The 14,909-nt window shown below is 68.6% G+C and carries 17 protein-coding genes and 1 tRNA gene; 10 read left to right on the top strand and 8 right to left on the bottom strand.

The features are described from left to right. Window positions 1-25 precede the first annotated feature (25 nt). Window positions 26-1,003, bottom strand: coding sequence for a zinc-dependent alcohol dehydrogenase family protein (locus tag ACIGKL_RS04565; RefSeq protein ID WP_397485520.1), 978 nt, complete (start codon window positions 1,001-1,003; stop codon window positions 26-28). A gap of 146 nt (window positions 1,004-1,149) precedes the next feature. Here ACIGKL_RS04565 and ACIGKL_RS04560 point away from each other — a divergent pair, with 146 nt between their 5' ends. Further along, window positions 1,150-1,875, top strand: coding sequence for a substrate-binding periplasmic protein (locus ACIGKL_RS04560; protein ID WP_397485519.1), 726 nt, complete (start codon window positions 1,150-1,152; stop codon window positions 1,873-1,875). Window positions 1,876-1,964: 89 nt separating this feature from the next. Further along, the gene (locus tag ACIGKL_RS04555; protein ID WP_397485518.1) at window positions 1,965-3,110 is read left to right on the top strand and encodes a PQQ-dependent sugar dehydrogenase; all 1,146 of its coding nucleotides are present in this window, start codon (window positions 1,965-1,967) and stop codon (window positions 3,108-3,110) included. A 45-nt stretch (window positions 3,111-3,155) separates the two neighbouring features. On the opposite strand, the gene ACIGKL_RS04550 is transcribed toward ACIGKL_RS04555, so the two are convergent. Then, a complete protein-coding gene (locus ACIGKL_RS04550) occupies window positions 3,156-3,347 on the bottom strand; it encodes a hypothetical protein (protein ID WP_021441765.1) in 192 nt (63 codons plus the stop codon). Between the two features lie 239 nt (window positions 3,348-3,586). Here ACIGKL_RS04550 and ACIGKL_RS04545 point away from each other — a divergent pair, with 239 nt between their 5' ends. From ACIGKL_RS04545 to ACIGKL_RS04535, 3 genes are all read left to right on the top strand, one after another. Beyond that, on the top strand, window positions 3,587-4,429 hold the full coding sequence (locus tag ACIGKL_RS04545; RefSeq protein ID WP_397485517.1) for a S1 RNA-binding domain-containing protein: 843 nt from the start codon (window positions 3,587-3,589) through the stop codon (window positions 4,427-4,429). 55 nt (window positions 4,430-4,484) lie between these two features. Continuing rightward, window positions 4,485-4,560, top strand: a tRNA-Thr gene (locus ACIGKL_RS04540). Between the two features lie 87 nt (window positions 4,561-4,647). Continuing rightward, window positions 4,648-4,974, top strand: coding sequence for a hypothetical protein (locus tag ACIGKL_RS04535; RefSeq protein ID WP_397485516.1), 327 nt, complete (start codon window positions 4,648-4,650; stop codon window positions 4,972-4,974). 29 nt (window positions 4,975-5,003) lie between these two features. Here ACIGKL_RS04535 and ACIGKL_RS04530 read toward each other — a convergent pair whose 3' ends face one another. Further along, window positions 5,004-6,068: a diguanylate cyclase domain-containing protein gene (locus ACIGKL_RS04530; RefSeq protein WP_397485515.1), complete on the bottom strand. Its 1,065-nt coding sequence runs from the start codon at window positions 6,066-6,068 to the stop codon at window positions 5,004-5,006. Window positions 6,069-6,291: 223 nt separating this feature from the next. Between ACIGKL_RS04530 and ACIGKL_RS04525 the strand changes: the two genes are divergently transcribed. From ACIGKL_RS04525 to ACIGKL_RS04515, 3 genes are read left to right on the top strand one after another with little or no spacing between them, the layout of a single operon-like run. Then, window positions 6,292-7,080, top strand: a complete 789-nt coding sequence (locus tag ACIGKL_RS04525) for a PP2C family protein-serine/threonine phosphatase (protein ID WP_397485514.1) — start codon at window positions 6,292-6,294, stop codon at window positions 7,078-7,080. A gap of 16 nt (window positions 7,081-7,096) precedes the next feature. After that, window positions 7,097-8,575, top strand: coding sequence for a protein kinase (locus ACIGKL_RS04520; RefSeq protein ID WP_397485513.1), 1,479 nt, complete (start codon window positions 7,097-7,099; stop codon window positions 8,573-8,575). Between the two features lie 15 nt (window positions 8,576-8,590). Beyond that, window positions 8,591-9,481 (top strand): FHA domain-containing protein, encoded by an 891-nt coding sequence (locus tag ACIGKL_RS04515; protein WP_397485512.1) that lies wholly within the window; start codon window positions 8,591-8,593, stop codon window positions 9,479-9,481. A 129-nt stretch (window positions 9,482-9,610) separates the two neighbouring features. Here ACIGKL_RS04515 and ACIGKL_RS04510 read toward each other — a convergent pair whose 3' ends face one another. The 3 genes from ACIGKL_RS04510 to ACIGKL_RS04500 all read right to left on the bottom strand — a co-directional run bounded on the left by ACIGKL_RS04510 (window position 9,611) and on the right by ACIGKL_RS04500 (window position 11,444). Then, window positions 9,611-9,940, bottom strand: coding sequence for a DUF2025 family protein (locus ACIGKL_RS04510; RefSeq protein ID WP_397485511.1), 330 nt, complete (start codon window positions 9,938-9,940; stop codon window positions 9,611-9,613). 259 nt (window positions 9,941-10,199) lie between these two features. After that, the gene (locus ACIGKL_RS04505; protein WP_397485510.1) at window positions 10,200-10,604 is read right to left on the bottom strand and encodes an NUDIX domain-containing protein; all 405 of its coding nucleotides are present in this window, start codon (window positions 10,602-10,604) and stop codon (window positions 10,200-10,202) included. 138 nt (window positions 10,605-10,742) lie between these two features. Beyond that, a complete protein-coding gene (locus ACIGKL_RS04500; RefSeq protein ID WP_397485509.1) occupies window positions 10,743-11,444 on the bottom strand; it encodes a YebC/PmpR family DNA-binding transcriptional regulator in 702 nt (233 codons plus the stop codon). Window positions 11,445-11,953: 509 nt separating this feature from the next. Here ACIGKL_RS04500 and ACIGKL_RS04495 point away from each other — a divergent pair. Then, a complete protein-coding gene (locus ACIGKL_RS04495; RefSeq protein WP_397485508.1) occupies window positions 11,954-12,655 on the top strand; it encodes an NADPH-dependent F420 reductase in 702 nt (233 codons plus the stop codon). Window positions 12,656-12,737: 82 nt separating this feature from the next. Here ACIGKL_RS04495 and ACIGKL_RS04490 read toward each other — a convergent pair whose 3' ends face one another. After that, window positions 12,738-13,472, bottom strand: coding sequence for a sulfite exporter TauE/SafE family protein (locus ACIGKL_RS04490; RefSeq protein WP_397485507.1), 735 nt, complete (start codon window positions 13,470-13,472; stop codon window positions 12,738-12,740). A 177-nt stretch (window positions 13,473-13,649) separates the two neighbouring features. Between ACIGKL_RS04490 and ACIGKL_RS04485 the strand changes: the two genes are divergently transcribed. Then, on the top strand, window positions 13,650-14,552 hold the full coding sequence (locus ACIGKL_RS04485) for an EamA family transporter (protein WP_397485506.1): 903 nt from the start codon (window positions 13,650-13,652) through the stop codon (window positions 14,550-14,552). A gap of 37 nt (window positions 14,553-14,589) precedes the next feature. On the opposite strand, the gene ACIGKL_RS04480 is transcribed toward ACIGKL_RS04485, so the two are convergent. Next, window positions 14,590-14,871 carry a peptidylprolyl isomerase gene (locus tag ACIGKL_RS04480; RefSeq protein ID WP_021445077.1) on the bottom strand — a complete coding sequence of 94 codons (282 nt, stop codon included), beginning with the start codon at window positions 14,869-14,871 and terminating at the stop codon, window positions 14,590-14,592. Window positions 14,872-14,909: the final 38 nt, after the last annotated feature.

The following is a 14,909-nucleotide window of genomic DNA, read 5'->3' as shown; positions in this document are numbered from 1 at the left end:
CCGTGCGCACCAATCGTGGCTTACCTCAGGGCACCAGCAGGATCTTGCCGTCGCGCTCGCCGCTGGCGGCTGCGGCCACGGCGTCCTTGATATGGGCCAGGTCGTAGGTGGCGGCGACGCGGGTCTTCAGTTTGCCGCCGGCGATCAGCTGCACCAGTTCGCCGAACACCTTCATCTGCTGCGCCGGGCTGGCCTGCTGGAACCACTTGGCCAGCCAGAAGCCGCGCAGGGTGACGTCGCGGAACACGAAGGAGGCCGGCGATACCAGGCACGGCTGGCCGCTCATCATGCCGTAGTTGACCAGCACGCCGCCGTTGCACAGGGTCGCGGCGATATGGTCGGTGCTGGCGCCGCCTACCGCGTCGATGCCTAAGCGCACGTCGGCGCCGCCGGTGGCCGCGCGTACGCGCTTGGCCAGCTCGGGGCCGTCCACCAGCACCAGGTCGCCGCCTTCGGCCTCGACGCCGGCAATCGCGGATTCGCGGCGCACCACGTTGATGGTCTTGAAGCCGCGCAGCTTGGCCAACTGGATCAGGTAGCTGCCGACGCCGGAGTTGGCGGCGTTCTGGATCACCCAGTCGCCCGGCTTGAGGTCGACGAACTCGCTGAGCAGCAGCGAGGCGGTCGGCGGGTTGACGGTGAGCATGGCCAGTTGCAGCGGGTCGGCGTCCGGCAGCGGGATCAGCTTGTCCGCCGGCGCGTTGAGGGCGCTGACCCAGGTGCCGCAGCCCACCGGCAGCAGCACGGTCTGGCCGACCTTGAGGTTGCCGACGCCCTCGCCGAGCGCCTCGACCCGGCCGACGCCCTCGTTGCCGCCAATGGCCGGCAGCGGCGGCAGCATGCCGTAGGCGCCGGTCAGGGTCAGCACGTCGGAGGGGTTGATCGGCGCGGCCAGCACCTTGACCCGCACCTGGCCGGCGGCCGGCGCCGGCAATTGCAGCTCGACCGCTTCGATCACGTCCTGCGGCACCGGGCCGCGTTGCTGGTATTGGGCTTTGAGCATGATGATTCTCCTGGGGCGGGCGCAGAAATGCGTGGAGCCAGTCTAGCCGCGCGCGGGCAAAGCGGAATGAATCGCCGTGCATCCACTCTGGTGATGGGCGGCCGGCGCCGACTATGCTCAGGGCTCGTTCGAATCAGGGACTGCACATGGGCCGGTGCTGGGTGGGGCTGCTGTTGCTGTGGCTGGCCGCGGGGGCGTGCGGCGAGACGCTGCGCGTCGGTTTCGGCACACACAAGCCGCCCTACGTGTTCGAGGGCGAGCCGCGCGGTCTGGAATACGAACTGGTGGACCGCGCCGCGCAGCTGGCGGGGTTCGCCATGGCGGCCTACTACGCGCCCATGGAGCGCCTGCACCTGATGCTGCGCCGCGGCGAGATCGACGCCATCACCACCACCAGCGAGCGTAGCGGCGTCGAGGCCTTCTACTCGGACATCTATATCCACTACCACAACGCCGCCGTCGCCCTGGCCGCGCGCGGCTACCGCATCGAGCGCATCGCCGACCTGGGTGGCTACTCGGTCAGCGCCTTCCAGCGCGCCCGCCTGCTGCTGGGCGCGGAGTTCCAGCGCATGGCCGAGGGCAATCCGCGTTACCGCGAGGAGGCCCTGCAGATCAACCGCAACCGCCTGCTCTACAGCGGCCGGGTCGAGGTGGTGATAGGCGATCCGCGGATCATCCAGCACTTCAATCGCGAGGTGGCCGAGCAGGTCGACGTCAGCCAGCCGCTGGCCTGGTACCCGCTGTTTCCCCCCACCGCCTACCGGGTCGGCTTTCGCCAGGAGGCGCAGCGCCAGCGCTTCGACCAGGGCCTGCGCCAGTTGCGCGCCAGCGGCGCTTATCAGGTGATCGAGCGTCGCTACCTGAGCGACTGAAACCTGGCGAAACCTTTTGCCGGGCTGTCTCGGCCGTACCGCTGTAGCACTATGCGGACTCGTTCCGCGACTCGCATGGAGGAACCCCGATGTTGCGTCCACACCTGCTTGCCAGCCTTGCTCTGGCGGCGCTGCTGAGCAGCCAGGCGAGCCTGGCCGAGTCCCGCCAACTGCCCAGCGAGCTGGGGCAGCTGCAGATCGATACCGTTGCCGAGGGGCTGGCCAACCCCTGGGGCCTGGCCTTTCTGCCGGACGGCCAGGGTTACCTGGTGACCGAGCGCCCCGGGCGCCTGCGCCGGATCGCTCCGGACGGCGGGTTGTCGGCGCCGCTGGGTGGCGTGCCCGAGGTCTACGCCAGCGGCCAGGGCGGCCTGCTCGACGTGGCGCTGTCGCCGGATTTCGCCGCCGACCGTCTGGTCTACCTGTCCTACGCCGAGGCCGGCGACGGTGCGGCCGGCACCGCGGTCGGGCGCGGCCGCTTGTCCGCCGATGCCACGGCGCTGGAGGGCTTCGAGGTGATCTTCCGCCAGCAGCCCAAGCTGTCCAGCGGCACCCACTTCGGCTCGCGCCTGGTGTTCGACCGCGACGGCCACCTGTTCATCGCCCTCGGCGACAACAACCAGCGCCCCACCGCGCAGGCGCTGGACAAGCTGCAGGGCAAGCTGGTGCGCATCCATCCGGACGGCAGCATTCCGGTGGACAACCCCTTCGTCGGCCAGGCCGGCGCGCGCGCGGAAATCTGGTCCTACGGCCATCGCAACCAGCAGGGCGCGGCGCTCAATCCCTGGAGCGGCCGCCTGTGGAGCCACGAGCACGGCCCGCGCGGCGGCGACGAGATCAACATCCCCGCCGCCGGCAAGAACTACGGCTGGCCGCTGGCGACCCACGGGGTCAACTACTCGCTGCTGCCGATTCCCGAGGCCAAGGGCGAGGTCGTCGCCGGCACCGAGCCGCCGCACCACGTCTGGGAAAAATCGCCGGCCATCAGCGGCATGGCCTTCTACGACGCCGAGCGTTTCCCGGCCTGGCAGCACAACCTGTTCATCGGCGCGCTGGCCGGCCAGGCGTTGATCCGCCTGCAGCTCGACGGCGACAAGGTGGTGCACGAGGAGCGTCTGCTGCAACCGCTCAAGGCGCGCATTCGCGACGTGCGCCAGGGGCCGGACGGCTTTCTCTACGTGCTGACGGATGCGAGCGACGGACGACTGCTGCGCCTGGGGTTGGCGCGCGAGTGACGCGGGGGAGGGAGATGCCGGGTGCGCGCTGCGCACCCGCGGGCATTACTTCTTGCTGATGGTGATCTGCCGGGTGCCGCCGTAGGTCTGGCCGCTGACGCCCTTGGCGATCTGCTGGATCTCGCCGCCGCCCTGGAGGAAGGCCGCCACCTGGGCCTCGATGGACTCGCGGGTTTCCACGGCAGGGGCCGGCTTGCTGACTTTGCTGGTGGACGACTTGACGCGCAGGGTGGCCATGACCTTATCTCTCGACGATGGGCGGCCGGCCATTGTGCCTGATCGGGGCGCCGCCTGCTCGCCTAATCGTCTGGGGCCGCTCTGGCGGGGCCGCTCGTCGAGGCCCTGGATGCCGGCTAATCGCTTGTTTTCCAGACACTTAACGCGCTTTTCGACCGGCTGTCGATTAACCGTGCGGGCAACCCTGGCGCCGCCGAACTCGGGTAGAATGGCCGGCTGTTTTGGCGAGGTGGCACGCGATGGCCTTAATCGGGCGGATGAATTCTTTGCAGGTGGTCAAGCACACCGACTTCGGTCTGTACCTGGACGGCGGTGCGGACGGCGAAATCCTCCTGCCCAAGCGCTACATCCCCAAGGACACGCCGAGCGAGGTGGACGACTGGCTCAACGTGTTCCTCTACCTCGACAGCGAAGACAAGCTGATCGCCACCACGCAGAAGCCCAAGCTCCAGCTCGGCGAGTTCGCCAGCCTCAAGGTGGTGGATATCAACCGCATCGGCCTGTTCCTCGACTGGGGCCTGGCCAAGGACCTGCTGCTGCCGCACTCCGAAGAGAAGCGCCCGCTGCAGCTCGGCGACTATTGCGTGGTCTACCTCTACCTGGACAAACGCACCCGCCGCCTCACCGCCACCGCGCGTCTGGATCGTTACCTGGACAAGACCCCGGCCAATTACCAGGTGGGCCAGGAGGTCGACCTGCTGGTGGTCGAGCGCAGCGACCTGGGCTTCAAGGCCATCATCAACGGCCAGCACTGGGGCCTGATCCACAAGAACGAATTGTTCAAGTTCGTGCGCAACGGCATGCGCGAGAAGGGTTATATCAAGGAAGTGCGCGCCGACGGCAAGATCAGCCTGAGCCTGCAGCCGGTGGGCCGCGAGGCGGCCAGCGGCCTCGGCGAGCAGATCCTCGAACGCCTGCGCGCCCAGGGCGGCAGCCTGGCGCTGGGCGACAAGAGCCCGCCCGAGCTGATCGCCGAACAATTTCGCGTCAGCAAGGGCAACTTCAAGAAGGCCATCGGCGGCCTGTACAAGCAGGGCCTGATCCGCATCCACGACGACCGCATCGAACTGCTCGACGGCTGAGCCGCCAGCGGCTTGAGTCGCGCCGCGCCAACTCGCATAATGCCGGCGTTTCCCCGCCGGTGTAGCTCAGTCGGTAGAGCAGCGCACTCGTAACGCGAAGGTCGCAGGTTCGATTCCTGTCTCCGGCACCATCCAACCCAAGGGCTTGCAGCGATGCAGGCCCTTGGCGTTTTCGGGCGTAGAATGCCGGGAACCTTGGTTCTGCCTGTGAGGTGCCCATGTTGCTCCGACAGCTGCTGCCGATCCTGTTCTGTGCATGGGCCTTGCCTTCCTGGGCCGATGCCACGCAGCCGATCCGGGTGATTCCCAAGAGCTATGTCAGCCCCGGCGCCAGCGGCAGCGTGTCCGGTTCGGCGCATTTCCAGCAGTACGATCTCTATGGCGGCCAGCGCCTGCCGCAGGCGCCGCTGCGCGAGGAGAGCCGCTACGGCAGCCATGCCAGCGAGGTTCGCGGGGGCATTCGGCAGAGCATCGAGTATCCCGGCGGTTTGCGTCTGGAGCTGCAACCCGGCAACGGCAGTTACCAGCAGCAACGCAGCCGCTGAGCGCGATCGGCCTCGCGACGGGCGTGGCGTCAGCGCCGACGATCCGCCGCGTGGTGGGCGGCGTTCGCTTGCGGTGCGGGGTCGTTGCGGTCGATGACCACGCGGTTGCGGCCACCGCTCTTGGCTTGATAGAGGCATTCGTCGGCGCGTTGCAGCCAGCTTTCCCAGTGTTCGCCGCTGCGCAGGATGGCGCCGCCGATGGACACCGTCACCGGCCCGCCGGGGCTCTCCAGTTCGCTCGCGACGCGCTTCAGCAAGTGCTGGGCGGCGGCGTGCAGGCCGTCGAGTTCGGTATTGGGCAGCAGCAGGAGAAATTCCTCGCCGCCGAAGCGGAACAGGCGGTCTTCCTTGCGCGAACAGCGCTTGACCAGCTCGACGAAGGCCACCAGCACCTGGTCGCCGACGTGGTGGCCGAAGCGGTCGTTGATCTGCTTGAAGTGGTCCAGGTCCATCACCAGCAGGCCGAAGCTGTCGCTGTGGCGGCGGTGGCTGGACATGGCGATCTTCAGTTCCTCGTTCATCGCCCGGCGGTTGCGCGCGCCGGTCAGCGGGTCATGGATGGCCAGCAGTTGCAACTGGTCGCGCTGGGTGCGGGTGCGGACGGCGAAGATGAAGCTGAGCACGCTGGCCATCATCCCGGTGACCAGGAAGGAGACCATCTGGTAGTGGCTGTCGAACACGCTGCCGGGCACCAGCAGGGCGTGCGCCACCAGACAGGCGAGCACCAGGGCGGTGGCCAGCAGGGCCTTGCGGGGGGTGACCATGAAGAAGTTGAAGAGGATCAGCGGGTAGATCCAGAACAGGCCGTTGACCCCCAGGTTGATGGCGATCAGCGTCGAGCCGATGGAGAACACCGTGGCCAGGTAGATGCCGGGTTTGACCGTGTCGCGGGTGCGCCAGGCGTAGAGCACGGCGAACAGGGTGGAGAGCACGATGATGGTGTCGGCGATGCCCACCAGGTAGTTGCCGTGCAGCAGGCGGTACACGGCGTAGGGTGAGATGCCCAGGACGCCGAACAGGCCCATCAGGGTGATGATCGACAGCTGGAAATCTTCGCGCAGGCGCTTGAGCAAGCGGGCAGTCTTGATGGCCATAAGCGTTCTTGTCGTTGTTATGCGGCAAGCATGCAGAGCTTTGACCGCTTATGGCAAGGGTAGATCCTGAGCAAAGTGCCAGCATTTGCGCCAGGCCGACGAGTCGCTCCAGCGGTTGAGGCCGGTTTGGTTAACCGCTGCGCATTTGCAGCCGGGTGGCCGGTGACAGTTCGCCGGCGCCGCCGCATCATGGGCCGCCCGCCATCAGCTCAAGGATCTGCGCGTGTCCCAGTCATCGCCCCCATCCGTGGTATTCGCCGCGCAAAGCGTCGCCGGCCAGGTGCGCACGCACAACGAGGACGCCCTGGCCTGTCGCCCCGAGCTCGGCCTGTGGGCGCTGGCCGATGGCATGGGCGGCCACGAGCGCGGCGAGGTGGCCAGCGCGCTGGCGCTGCAGGGGCTGATCGAGGCGTTGCAGCAGGGCGCCGAGCTGGCCGCGGCGGTGCAGGCCGCGCACCGGGCGATTGCCGACGCGGCGGGGCCGGGCGCCGGAGAGGCGAGCATGGGCAGTACCCTGGTGGCGGTGCGCCTGGCGGGCGATGCGTTCGAGCTGGCCTGGGTCGGCGACAGCCGTGCCTATCGCATCGGCGCCGAGCGCATCGAGCAGCTCAGCCACGATCACAGCTGGGTGCAAGCTATGGTCGACGCCGGCCAGATGAGCGCCGAGGAGGCGCGCCAGCACCCGCGGCGCAACCTGATCCTGCAGTGCCTGGGCCAAGGCGAGCAGGCGCCGGAGGTGGGCCTGCTGCACGCCCGGCTGGCGCCCGACGAACTGCTGCTGCTGTGCAGCGACGGCCTCAGCGGCGAGCTGGACGACGCGGCGATCCAGCGCTGCTGCGCCGAGGCCGAGACCCTGGAGGCGATGGTCGAGCAACTGGTGGGGCTGGCCAATAGCCATGGCGGCAGGGACAATATCAGCTGCATCGTCCTCGGTCTCGGCCCGGCTGCCGAACCGCGCGAAGCGCCGCCCCGCGGCCTGCTGCGCAAACTGTTCAAACCCCGTCAACCCTGAGCGCCAGTCCAGCCGCATGAGTCAGCCTCCGATCAGCGTACCCGGTTACAGCATCCACGGCCGCCTGGGCAAGGGCGGCATGGCCGAGGTCTACCTGGCCACCGAGCAGGCGCTGCAGCGCCAGGTGGCGCTCAAGGTGCTGCTGCACCGCGAGGACCAGGCCTTCACCCAGCGCTTCATCCAGGAAGGCCATATCGTCGCCTCCCTGCAGCATCCGTCGATCATCACCATCTACCGCATCGACCAGTTGGCCGACGGTCGTCACTTTCTCGCCATGGAATACCTGGCCGGCGGCGACCTGGCCCAGTACAAGGGCCAGCGCCTGGAACCGGCGCGGGCGCTGCGCATCGTCCGGCAGATCGCCAGCGCCCTGGCGCTGGTGCACGACCGCGGCCTGGTGCACCGCGATATCAAGCCCGGCAATATCCTGTTTCGCGACGACGGCACCGCGGTGCTCACCGACTTCGGCGTGGCCAAGCAGCTGCAGCTGGACAGCGAGCTGACCCAGTCCGGCATCGCCGTCGGCAGCCCGGCCTACAGCAGCCCGGAACAGGCGCAGTGCCAGGCGCTGGATGCGCGCAGCGACATCTACAGCCTTGGCGTGATCCTGCTGGAGATGCTGACCGGGCATAACCCCTTTCGCGGCGCCAACTACACCCAGACCCTGATGAACCAGCTGCAGCTGCAACCGCCGCCCCTGCCCGAGCCGCTGGGCGAGTGGCAGTGGCTGCTCGAGCGCATGCTGGCCAAGGACCCGCAGGATCGCTTCGCCGATTGCCACGTGCTGCTGGCCAGCCTCGACGAACTGCAGGACGCCGAGCAGGATCACACCCGCCTGAGCCCGGCGCTCGGGCCGGCGCCGCGCAGGGCCAAGCGTCGCTGGCTGCCCTGGGCCCTGCTCGGTGTGCTGCTGCTCGGCGCCGGCAGCGCCGGCGGCTACTACTGGCAGCTGCAGCAGCGCATCGCCGGGCTGCTCGCCCTCGGTGAAACGCGCCTGCGCGAAGGCCAACTGCTCGCCCCGGCGCAGGACAACGCCGACTACTATTTCCGCCAGGCCCTGGCCCTGGATGCCGATAACGCCCAGGCCGCCGACGGCCTGCAGCGGGTATTGCAGGCGCGCATCCAGCAGTACCTGGAACTGGCCGAGCAGCGCCTGGGCGAGGGCCTGCTGATCCTGCCCGAGGACGACAGCGCGGTGCACTACTTCCGCCAGGTGCTCGGCTGGGAGCCGGACAACCTGCTGGCGCAGGCCGGGATCAACCGCGTGGCGCAGCGCTTCATCGAGCAGAGCGAGGCGGCCTATGCGCGGCGCGAGTACAACCTGGCGCTGGAGCAGATCAAGCAGGGGCTGAAGGCCGAACCCGACAACGAACGCCTGCTGGCGCTCTACGACGGTCATGAGCAGCGCGTGCGCCAGGCAGCGAGCCGGCCGCGCAGCGCGCCGTCGGCCCAGCAGAACCCGATCAAACGTTTGCTGAACAACCTTTTCGACTGATCCGAGGCGCCCGAGATGCTCAGATTGCAGTTCCTGGATAACCGCCAAGCGCCGGTCTGGCTGACCGAAGAACGCCTGACCATCGGCCAGGACAGCCGCAACCAGCTGGTGCTCGGCGATGCCGGGATCGCCAGCTTTCATGCCGAGATTCGCCAGGATCACGGTTACTACTACCTGAGCGATGCCAGCCAGGGCGCGACCCATGTCAACGACCAGCGCATCGGCACGCGCTTTCAGCTGCGCGACGGCGACCGCGTGCGCCTGGGTGGCGTCGAGCTGCTGCTGGTCGACCCGGCGAAGAGCGCGGCGCGTCCCGAGGCCGCCGCGCCGCGCTGGTTCCTCCAGGTGATCCAGGGCGAGCACCAGGGACGCAAGTTCCATATCCACGGCTCGATGACCTTCGGCCGCTCGAGCAAGTGCGAGCTGTGCTTCGGCGACCCGGAGCTGTCGCGCCGGCACTGCGAGTTCTTCCTCAAGGACGACGTGCTGGAGGTCAAGGACCTGGCTTCGGCCAACGGCGTGACGGTCAACCAGCAGAAGGTCAGAACCGCCGTGCTGCAGCCGGGCGACCAGTTGAAGATGGGCTCGGTGAGCCTCTTGGTGATCGGGCCGAAGGTCAGCCTGAGCGAGACGCCGGACGAGGATGCCACCCAGTTTATGCGCGTGACCGATTTGCCCAAGGCGCTCGCCAGCGGCGCCACGCAGATCGCCCCGGTACCGCAGGTGCCGCGCGCCAGCGCCAAGGCCGCGCCGGCGGCGGCCAATCCGCTGCGCGCCGCTCAGGCCAAGGCGACGCCCGCCGCCGCGGCGCCGGCGGCCAGTACCGGCAGGCTATGGCTGGGCGGCGTCGTGCTGCTGTTGGTCGGCGCCGGCCTCGGCGCCGCGTCGATGCAGCTGCTCGGTTGAGCCGGAGGGGCACCCTTCGCATCGGCAATACGCCGCCTGGGTTGGTGCGCATGGCCCTAAGGTTCGGGGCGCCGTACGTCCCGTAAGGTGCGCCGTGCGCACCGATAATTTGCCGATGCACCCCATGCCTCAGGCCGGCGTCAGGCGTCGCCGCTGCGCGCGGATTTCCGGCAGGTCGCTGCGCCGCAGGTAGAGGCGCAGCGCCTCGCCGAGCTTGACCCGCTCGTCGATGCGCTGCTCCTGCAGCCAGGCCAGGCGCTGGCGATCCAGGCGCATCAGGCCGTCTGCCTCGGCGTGCCAGACGTATTCGCAGGTCGGGGTGATGGTCTCGGCCGGCACGTCGAGGCCGAAGCTGTCCTCGGAGAAACGCAGCAGGTATCGGCCGGTCTTGGCGTTGAAGCCGACGAAGCCTTGCAGCCGGTCGGCGGCCTGGCAGATCTGGGCGGAGCTGATACTCATGGCAAACCTCGGGTTGCTGTGGGTTTGCACGCAAAACTAAGGGTTCTGGTTATCGGCGCAGCCTAGCGCTTGGCGGTGTGGCCAGACTTGCCGTGGATCAATAAGGCTATGTCTGCGTTAAGTGTTGGGAGTGGGTGCAAAGGCCCGTAGGGTGGGCTTTAGCCCACCAGTGGTGGTTGCGGATCGTCGCCCGACCCACCCGACAAGGCCCCCGAGCCTTCCTTGGAGCGCCTAGCGACAGCTAACAGGGACATAGCCATCAATAAAGGCGCGCGGCCAGGGCGGGCAGCACCTGCTCGCGCAGCAGCGGCGCCAGCTCGCCGTCGAAGGGCTGGCCGGCGGCGTACCAGCGCAGTTCCTCCAGTTCGGCCGCCGGTTGTACGGCGTGGGGCAGGGCGGCGTGGAAGATTTCCGCCTGCAGCCAGGTATCGGCCTCGTTGGCGGCGCTTGCCTGGAACTGGCCGAGCGGGTGCAGCGCCGCGTCGTCCAGCTGCAGTTCCAATTCTTCATGCAGTTCGCGGCGCAGGGCGGCCAGGGCATCCTCGCCGGCTTCGCGCTTGCCGCCAGGCAGCATGAAGAACCGGGTGTGGCGCTTGCGCACCAGCAACAGGCGGCCCCGTTGGTCGAACAGGCAGGCGGCGGCGATATGCAGGGTGGTTTTCATGGGGCAAGCACTGAACTGATTGCGTCTCTGGCGGCCCCGGACAACGCAAGTTGCAAAGCTTCGCCCCGGGGCGGGGCTCCTACAGGGGGCTGGAAGCCTTGCCTGATATGGGCGCCGGATCAGGGCGCCCAGTGAGCGTCAGCCGGCCAGGCCGACGTAGACATTCTGCACGTCGTCGTGGCCGTCGATGGCTTCGAGGAAGGCTTCGACTTCTTCCAGCTGCTCCGGCGTCAGGCTGCTCACCGGGTTCTTCGGGCGGTAGCCGAGCTTGGCCGAGTTGACGGTGAAGCCCTGCTCCGGCAGCGCCTTGCACACGGCGTCGAGGTCGGTCGGCTCGGTGATGAACAGGGTCGCGCCCTCGTCATCGGGGACGAAGTCCTGGGCGCCGGCTTCGATGGCGGCCAGTTCCGGGTCGGCGCCGTCGTCGGTGTTGGCCTCGATCAGGCCGACGTGGTCGAAGTCCCAGCTCACCGAGCCGGAGGCGCCGAGCTGGCCCTTGCGAAACAGCACGCGGATCTCGGCCACGGTGCGGTTGACGTTGTCGGTCAGGCACTCGACGATCAGCGGCACCTGATGCGGGGCGAAGCCTTCGTAGAGGGTGCGCTCGTAGTTGATCACCTCGCCGGACAGGCCGGCGCCTTTCTTGATCGCGCGCTCCAGGGTGTCCTTGGGCATCGAGGCCTTCTTCGCCTGGTGCACGGCCAGGCGCAGCTTGGCGTTGGTGTCCGGGTCGGCGCCGTTACGCGCGGCGATCATGATTTCCTTCACCAGCTTGCCGAAGATCTTGCCTCGGGCATTGGCGGCGGCTTCTTTGGGTTTGGCTTTCCACTGGGCGCCCATCTGGGGTCTCCTGGCCGATAGGTGAGACGGCGTCGCGGCGCGGGGCGGCCGGACGATCGGTTAGGCTGCGGATTCTAGTGCCTTGCGGCGCCGGCGGCACGCGCAATTTCCCGGATGGCGTTGCGGCGGGGGAAGCGCCGGCGCAGCGGTTCTGCGCCGGCAGGCTGGGGCTCAGGCGTTGGGCGAGTGGCTGCCGAGCAGGGTCTGGCCGTGTTTCTTCTCGCGCTTGGCCATGCGTTTCTCGTGTGCCGTTTTCAGCGGCTTCTTCTTGCCTTCTTTGTGGGAATCCATGCTCTTGCTCATGGTCGTGTCTCCGGGAAGTGGGTCATTGACGGGGTAAATGCATTCGGGTCACTGCCACCTCCTCGGCCCCTGCAGCCGGCTGCAATGCGTTATCGCCTTTCAAGCATAGCTGGCGGGCAACGCCCTGTTGCGAATCGGCGACGGTCGTCGCGTGCGGCTTTTCTATGCTTGGCCTGTGTCGCCATGACGCGTTCGAGGAGGTCGCCATGTCCCCTTTCCTGCATCGTTGCGCCGCCGCGCTGGGCCTGCTGGTGCTGCTGGGCGGCGCCCCGGCGCACGCGGACGCCCTGCGCATCGGCATCATCGGCACCGGCAATATCGGCGGCGCGCTGGCGCGGCTGTGGGTCGAGGCCGGGCACGAGGTGATGATGTCCTCGCGTCATCCCGAGCGTCTGCAGCCGCTGGCCCTCGAGCTGGGTGAGCGTGCCCGGGTCGGCACCCCGCGCGAGGCGGCCGAGTTCGGCCAGGTGATACTGCTGGCGGTGCCCTACGCCGCCACCCCGCAGATCGGCCGCGACCTTGCCGGCGAGCTGGCCGGCAAGGTGCTGCTGGATGCCGGCAATCCGCGCCCGGAACGCGACGGGCCGATGGCCGAGGAGGCCCGCGAGCTGGGCGCCGGCCTGGCCTCGCAGCGCTTTCTGCCCGGCGTGCGCCTGGTGCGCGCGTTCAACGCCATTTCCGCCCACAACCTGCGCAGCCAGGCCCATCGCAGCGGCGAGAAACTGGCCATCCCGCTGGCCGGCGACGACGAGGCGGCGCTGGAGGTGGCGGCGCGTCTGGTGACCGATGCCGGTTTCGATCCGGTGCTGGTCGGGCCGCTGGCCACGGCCAAGCGCTTCGACTTCGCCAGCGGCATCTCGGCGCGGATGCCGACGGCGCGCGAGTTGCGCGAGATCCTGGGGCTGTAGCTCCAACGGCGGCGGGCTGCGGACTGAATCCCCTCTGCTGCCAGCTTCGCGGCTAAAGCCGCTCCTGCAGGGGCGATGAGGGCTACAGATTGCGCCAGATCAGCTGCACGCCGGCCAGCAGGATGCCCAGCCGGGCGATGCGGTAGAACCACTGGTGGTTGACCCGCGACTGCAGCCACAGGCCGCTCCACACGCCGAGCGGCACTATGGGCGCGAGCATCAGGCTCAGCAGCAGATTGTCCCGGCTGAACTGGCCCAGGGCGGCGTAGGGCACCAGCTTGGCCGCGTTGGTCAGCAGGAAGAACAGGTTGATGGTGGCGACGAAACGCAGCTTGTCCAGCTGTTGCGGCAGCAGGTGCATCATCACCGGCGGCCCGCCGGCGTGGGCGACGAAGCTGGTGAAGCCGGCCAGGCTCGACAGCAACAGGCCGCGGCCCCTGTGCAGCGGCCGCGGCGCCTGGTTGCCGGCGAGCAGGCCGAGGGCGACGAAGCTCACCGCGATCGCCCCGATCAGCAGGCCGATGCTGCGCTCGTCGAACAGCTCGAAGGTCAGTGCACCGATGACGATGCCGATCAGCGCGCCGGGCAGCATCACCCTGAGGTTGGCCGCGTCCCACTTGCCCCAGTAGGCCTTCAGCCCCACCAGATCGGCCAGGCAGAGGATCGGCAGCATGATCGCCACCGCCTGCTTGGGCGAGGTGGCCAGCGCCAGCAACGGCACGGCGATGCCGCCCAGGGCGCCGCCGAAGCCGCCCTTGGACAGCCCGGTGAGGAAGATCGCCGGCAGGGCGAACAGGAGGAAGTCGGACAGGCTCATAGCAGCGGCCGCGGCGAAGGAGGGCGCAGGGTAGCAAAGGGCGCGGCGCGGCAGAACGGCCAGCGGCACAGGACGGGCGATCAGCGCACTGTGTGGCGTTTTTCCGCGCTCACTGTGTCTGCCGCGCAGGCTATGCGCTTGCTCTAATGGCCGCTCCCCGACCGCGAGGATTGCCCCATGTCGCCCAAGGATCTGCTGCTGGCGCTGCTGGTGATAGTCGTCTGGGGCCTGAACTTCGTGGTGATCAAGCTCGGCCTGCACGAGATGCCGCCGATGCTGCTCGGCGCGCTGCGTTTCCTGCTCGCCGCCTTTCCCGCGATTCTCTTTGTGCGCCGCCCGCAGGTGCCGCTGCGCTGGCTGCTGGCCTACGGCCTGACCATCTCGCTGGGCCAGTTCGCCTGCCTGTTCTACGCCATGCAGGTGGGCATGCCGGCCGGGCTGGCCTCGCTGGTGCTGCAGTCGCAGGCCTTCTTCACCCTGCTGCTCGCCGCGCTGCTGCTGGGCGAGCGCCTGCGCGCGAGCAACCTGCTGGGCCTGCTGGTGGCGGCCGCCGGGCTGGCGTTGATCGGCCTGCAGGGCGGCCAGGCGATGACCCTGGCAGGCTTCGCCCTGACCATTGGCGCCGCGGCGATGTGGGCGCTGGGCAATATCGTCACGCGCAAGCTGGGCCGGGTGAACCTGGTCGGCCTGGTGGTCTGGGGCAGCCTGGTGCCGCCGCTGCCTTTTCTGGGGCTGTCGCTGTGGCTGGAAGGGCCGGCGGCGATCGCAAGTGCGCTGCGCGGCTTCGGGGTGGAGGCGCTGCTGGTGCTGGCCTACCTGGCGTTCGCCGCGACCCTTCTCGGCTATGGCCTGTGGAGTCGCCTGCTGTCGCGCTACCCGGCCAGCCAGGTGGCGCCGTTCTCGTTGCTGGTGCCGGTGGTGGGCATCGGTTGCGCGGCGCTGCTGCTGGGCGAACGCCTGGGCGCGCTGCAACTGCTCGGCGCGGCGCTGGTGATGGGCGGGCTGCTGATCAATGTGTGGGGCGGCAAGCTGCTGGAGCGGCTGCGCCTGTGGCGGGTGCAGGCGGCGGGGCTGGAGTGACGGCGTCGGCCGGGCGCCGACGCCAGCGCCGCGCGGATCAGTCCTGGCGGCTGGTGACTTCCAGCAGGTGGTAGCCGAACTGGGTCTTCACCGGGCCCTGGACCACGCCGACCGGCGCGCTGAACACCACGGTGTCGAATTCCTTGACCATCTGGCCCGGGCCGAAGGAGCCCAGGTCGCCGCCGTTGCGGCCGGACGGGCAGGTGGAGTTGTCCTTCGCCAGCTGGGCGAAGTCGGCGCCGCCTTCGATGGCGGTTTTCAGTTCGTTGCACTTGTCTTCGCTGGCAACCAGGATGTGACGGGCAGTGGCGCGGGCCATGGGGATACCTCCGTTGGATTGAGGGGCAGAGCCTAACC

It is taken from the genome of Pseudomonas sp. NPDC077186, from assembly GCF_044543505.1.
Classification (GTDB): domain Bacteria; phylum Pseudomonadota; class Gammaproteobacteria; order Pseudomonadales; family Pseudomonadaceae; genus Aquipseudomonas.
The sequence above is the reverse complement of the archived record's forward strand: the minus strand, read 5'-3'. Positions and strand labels throughout refer to the sequence as shown.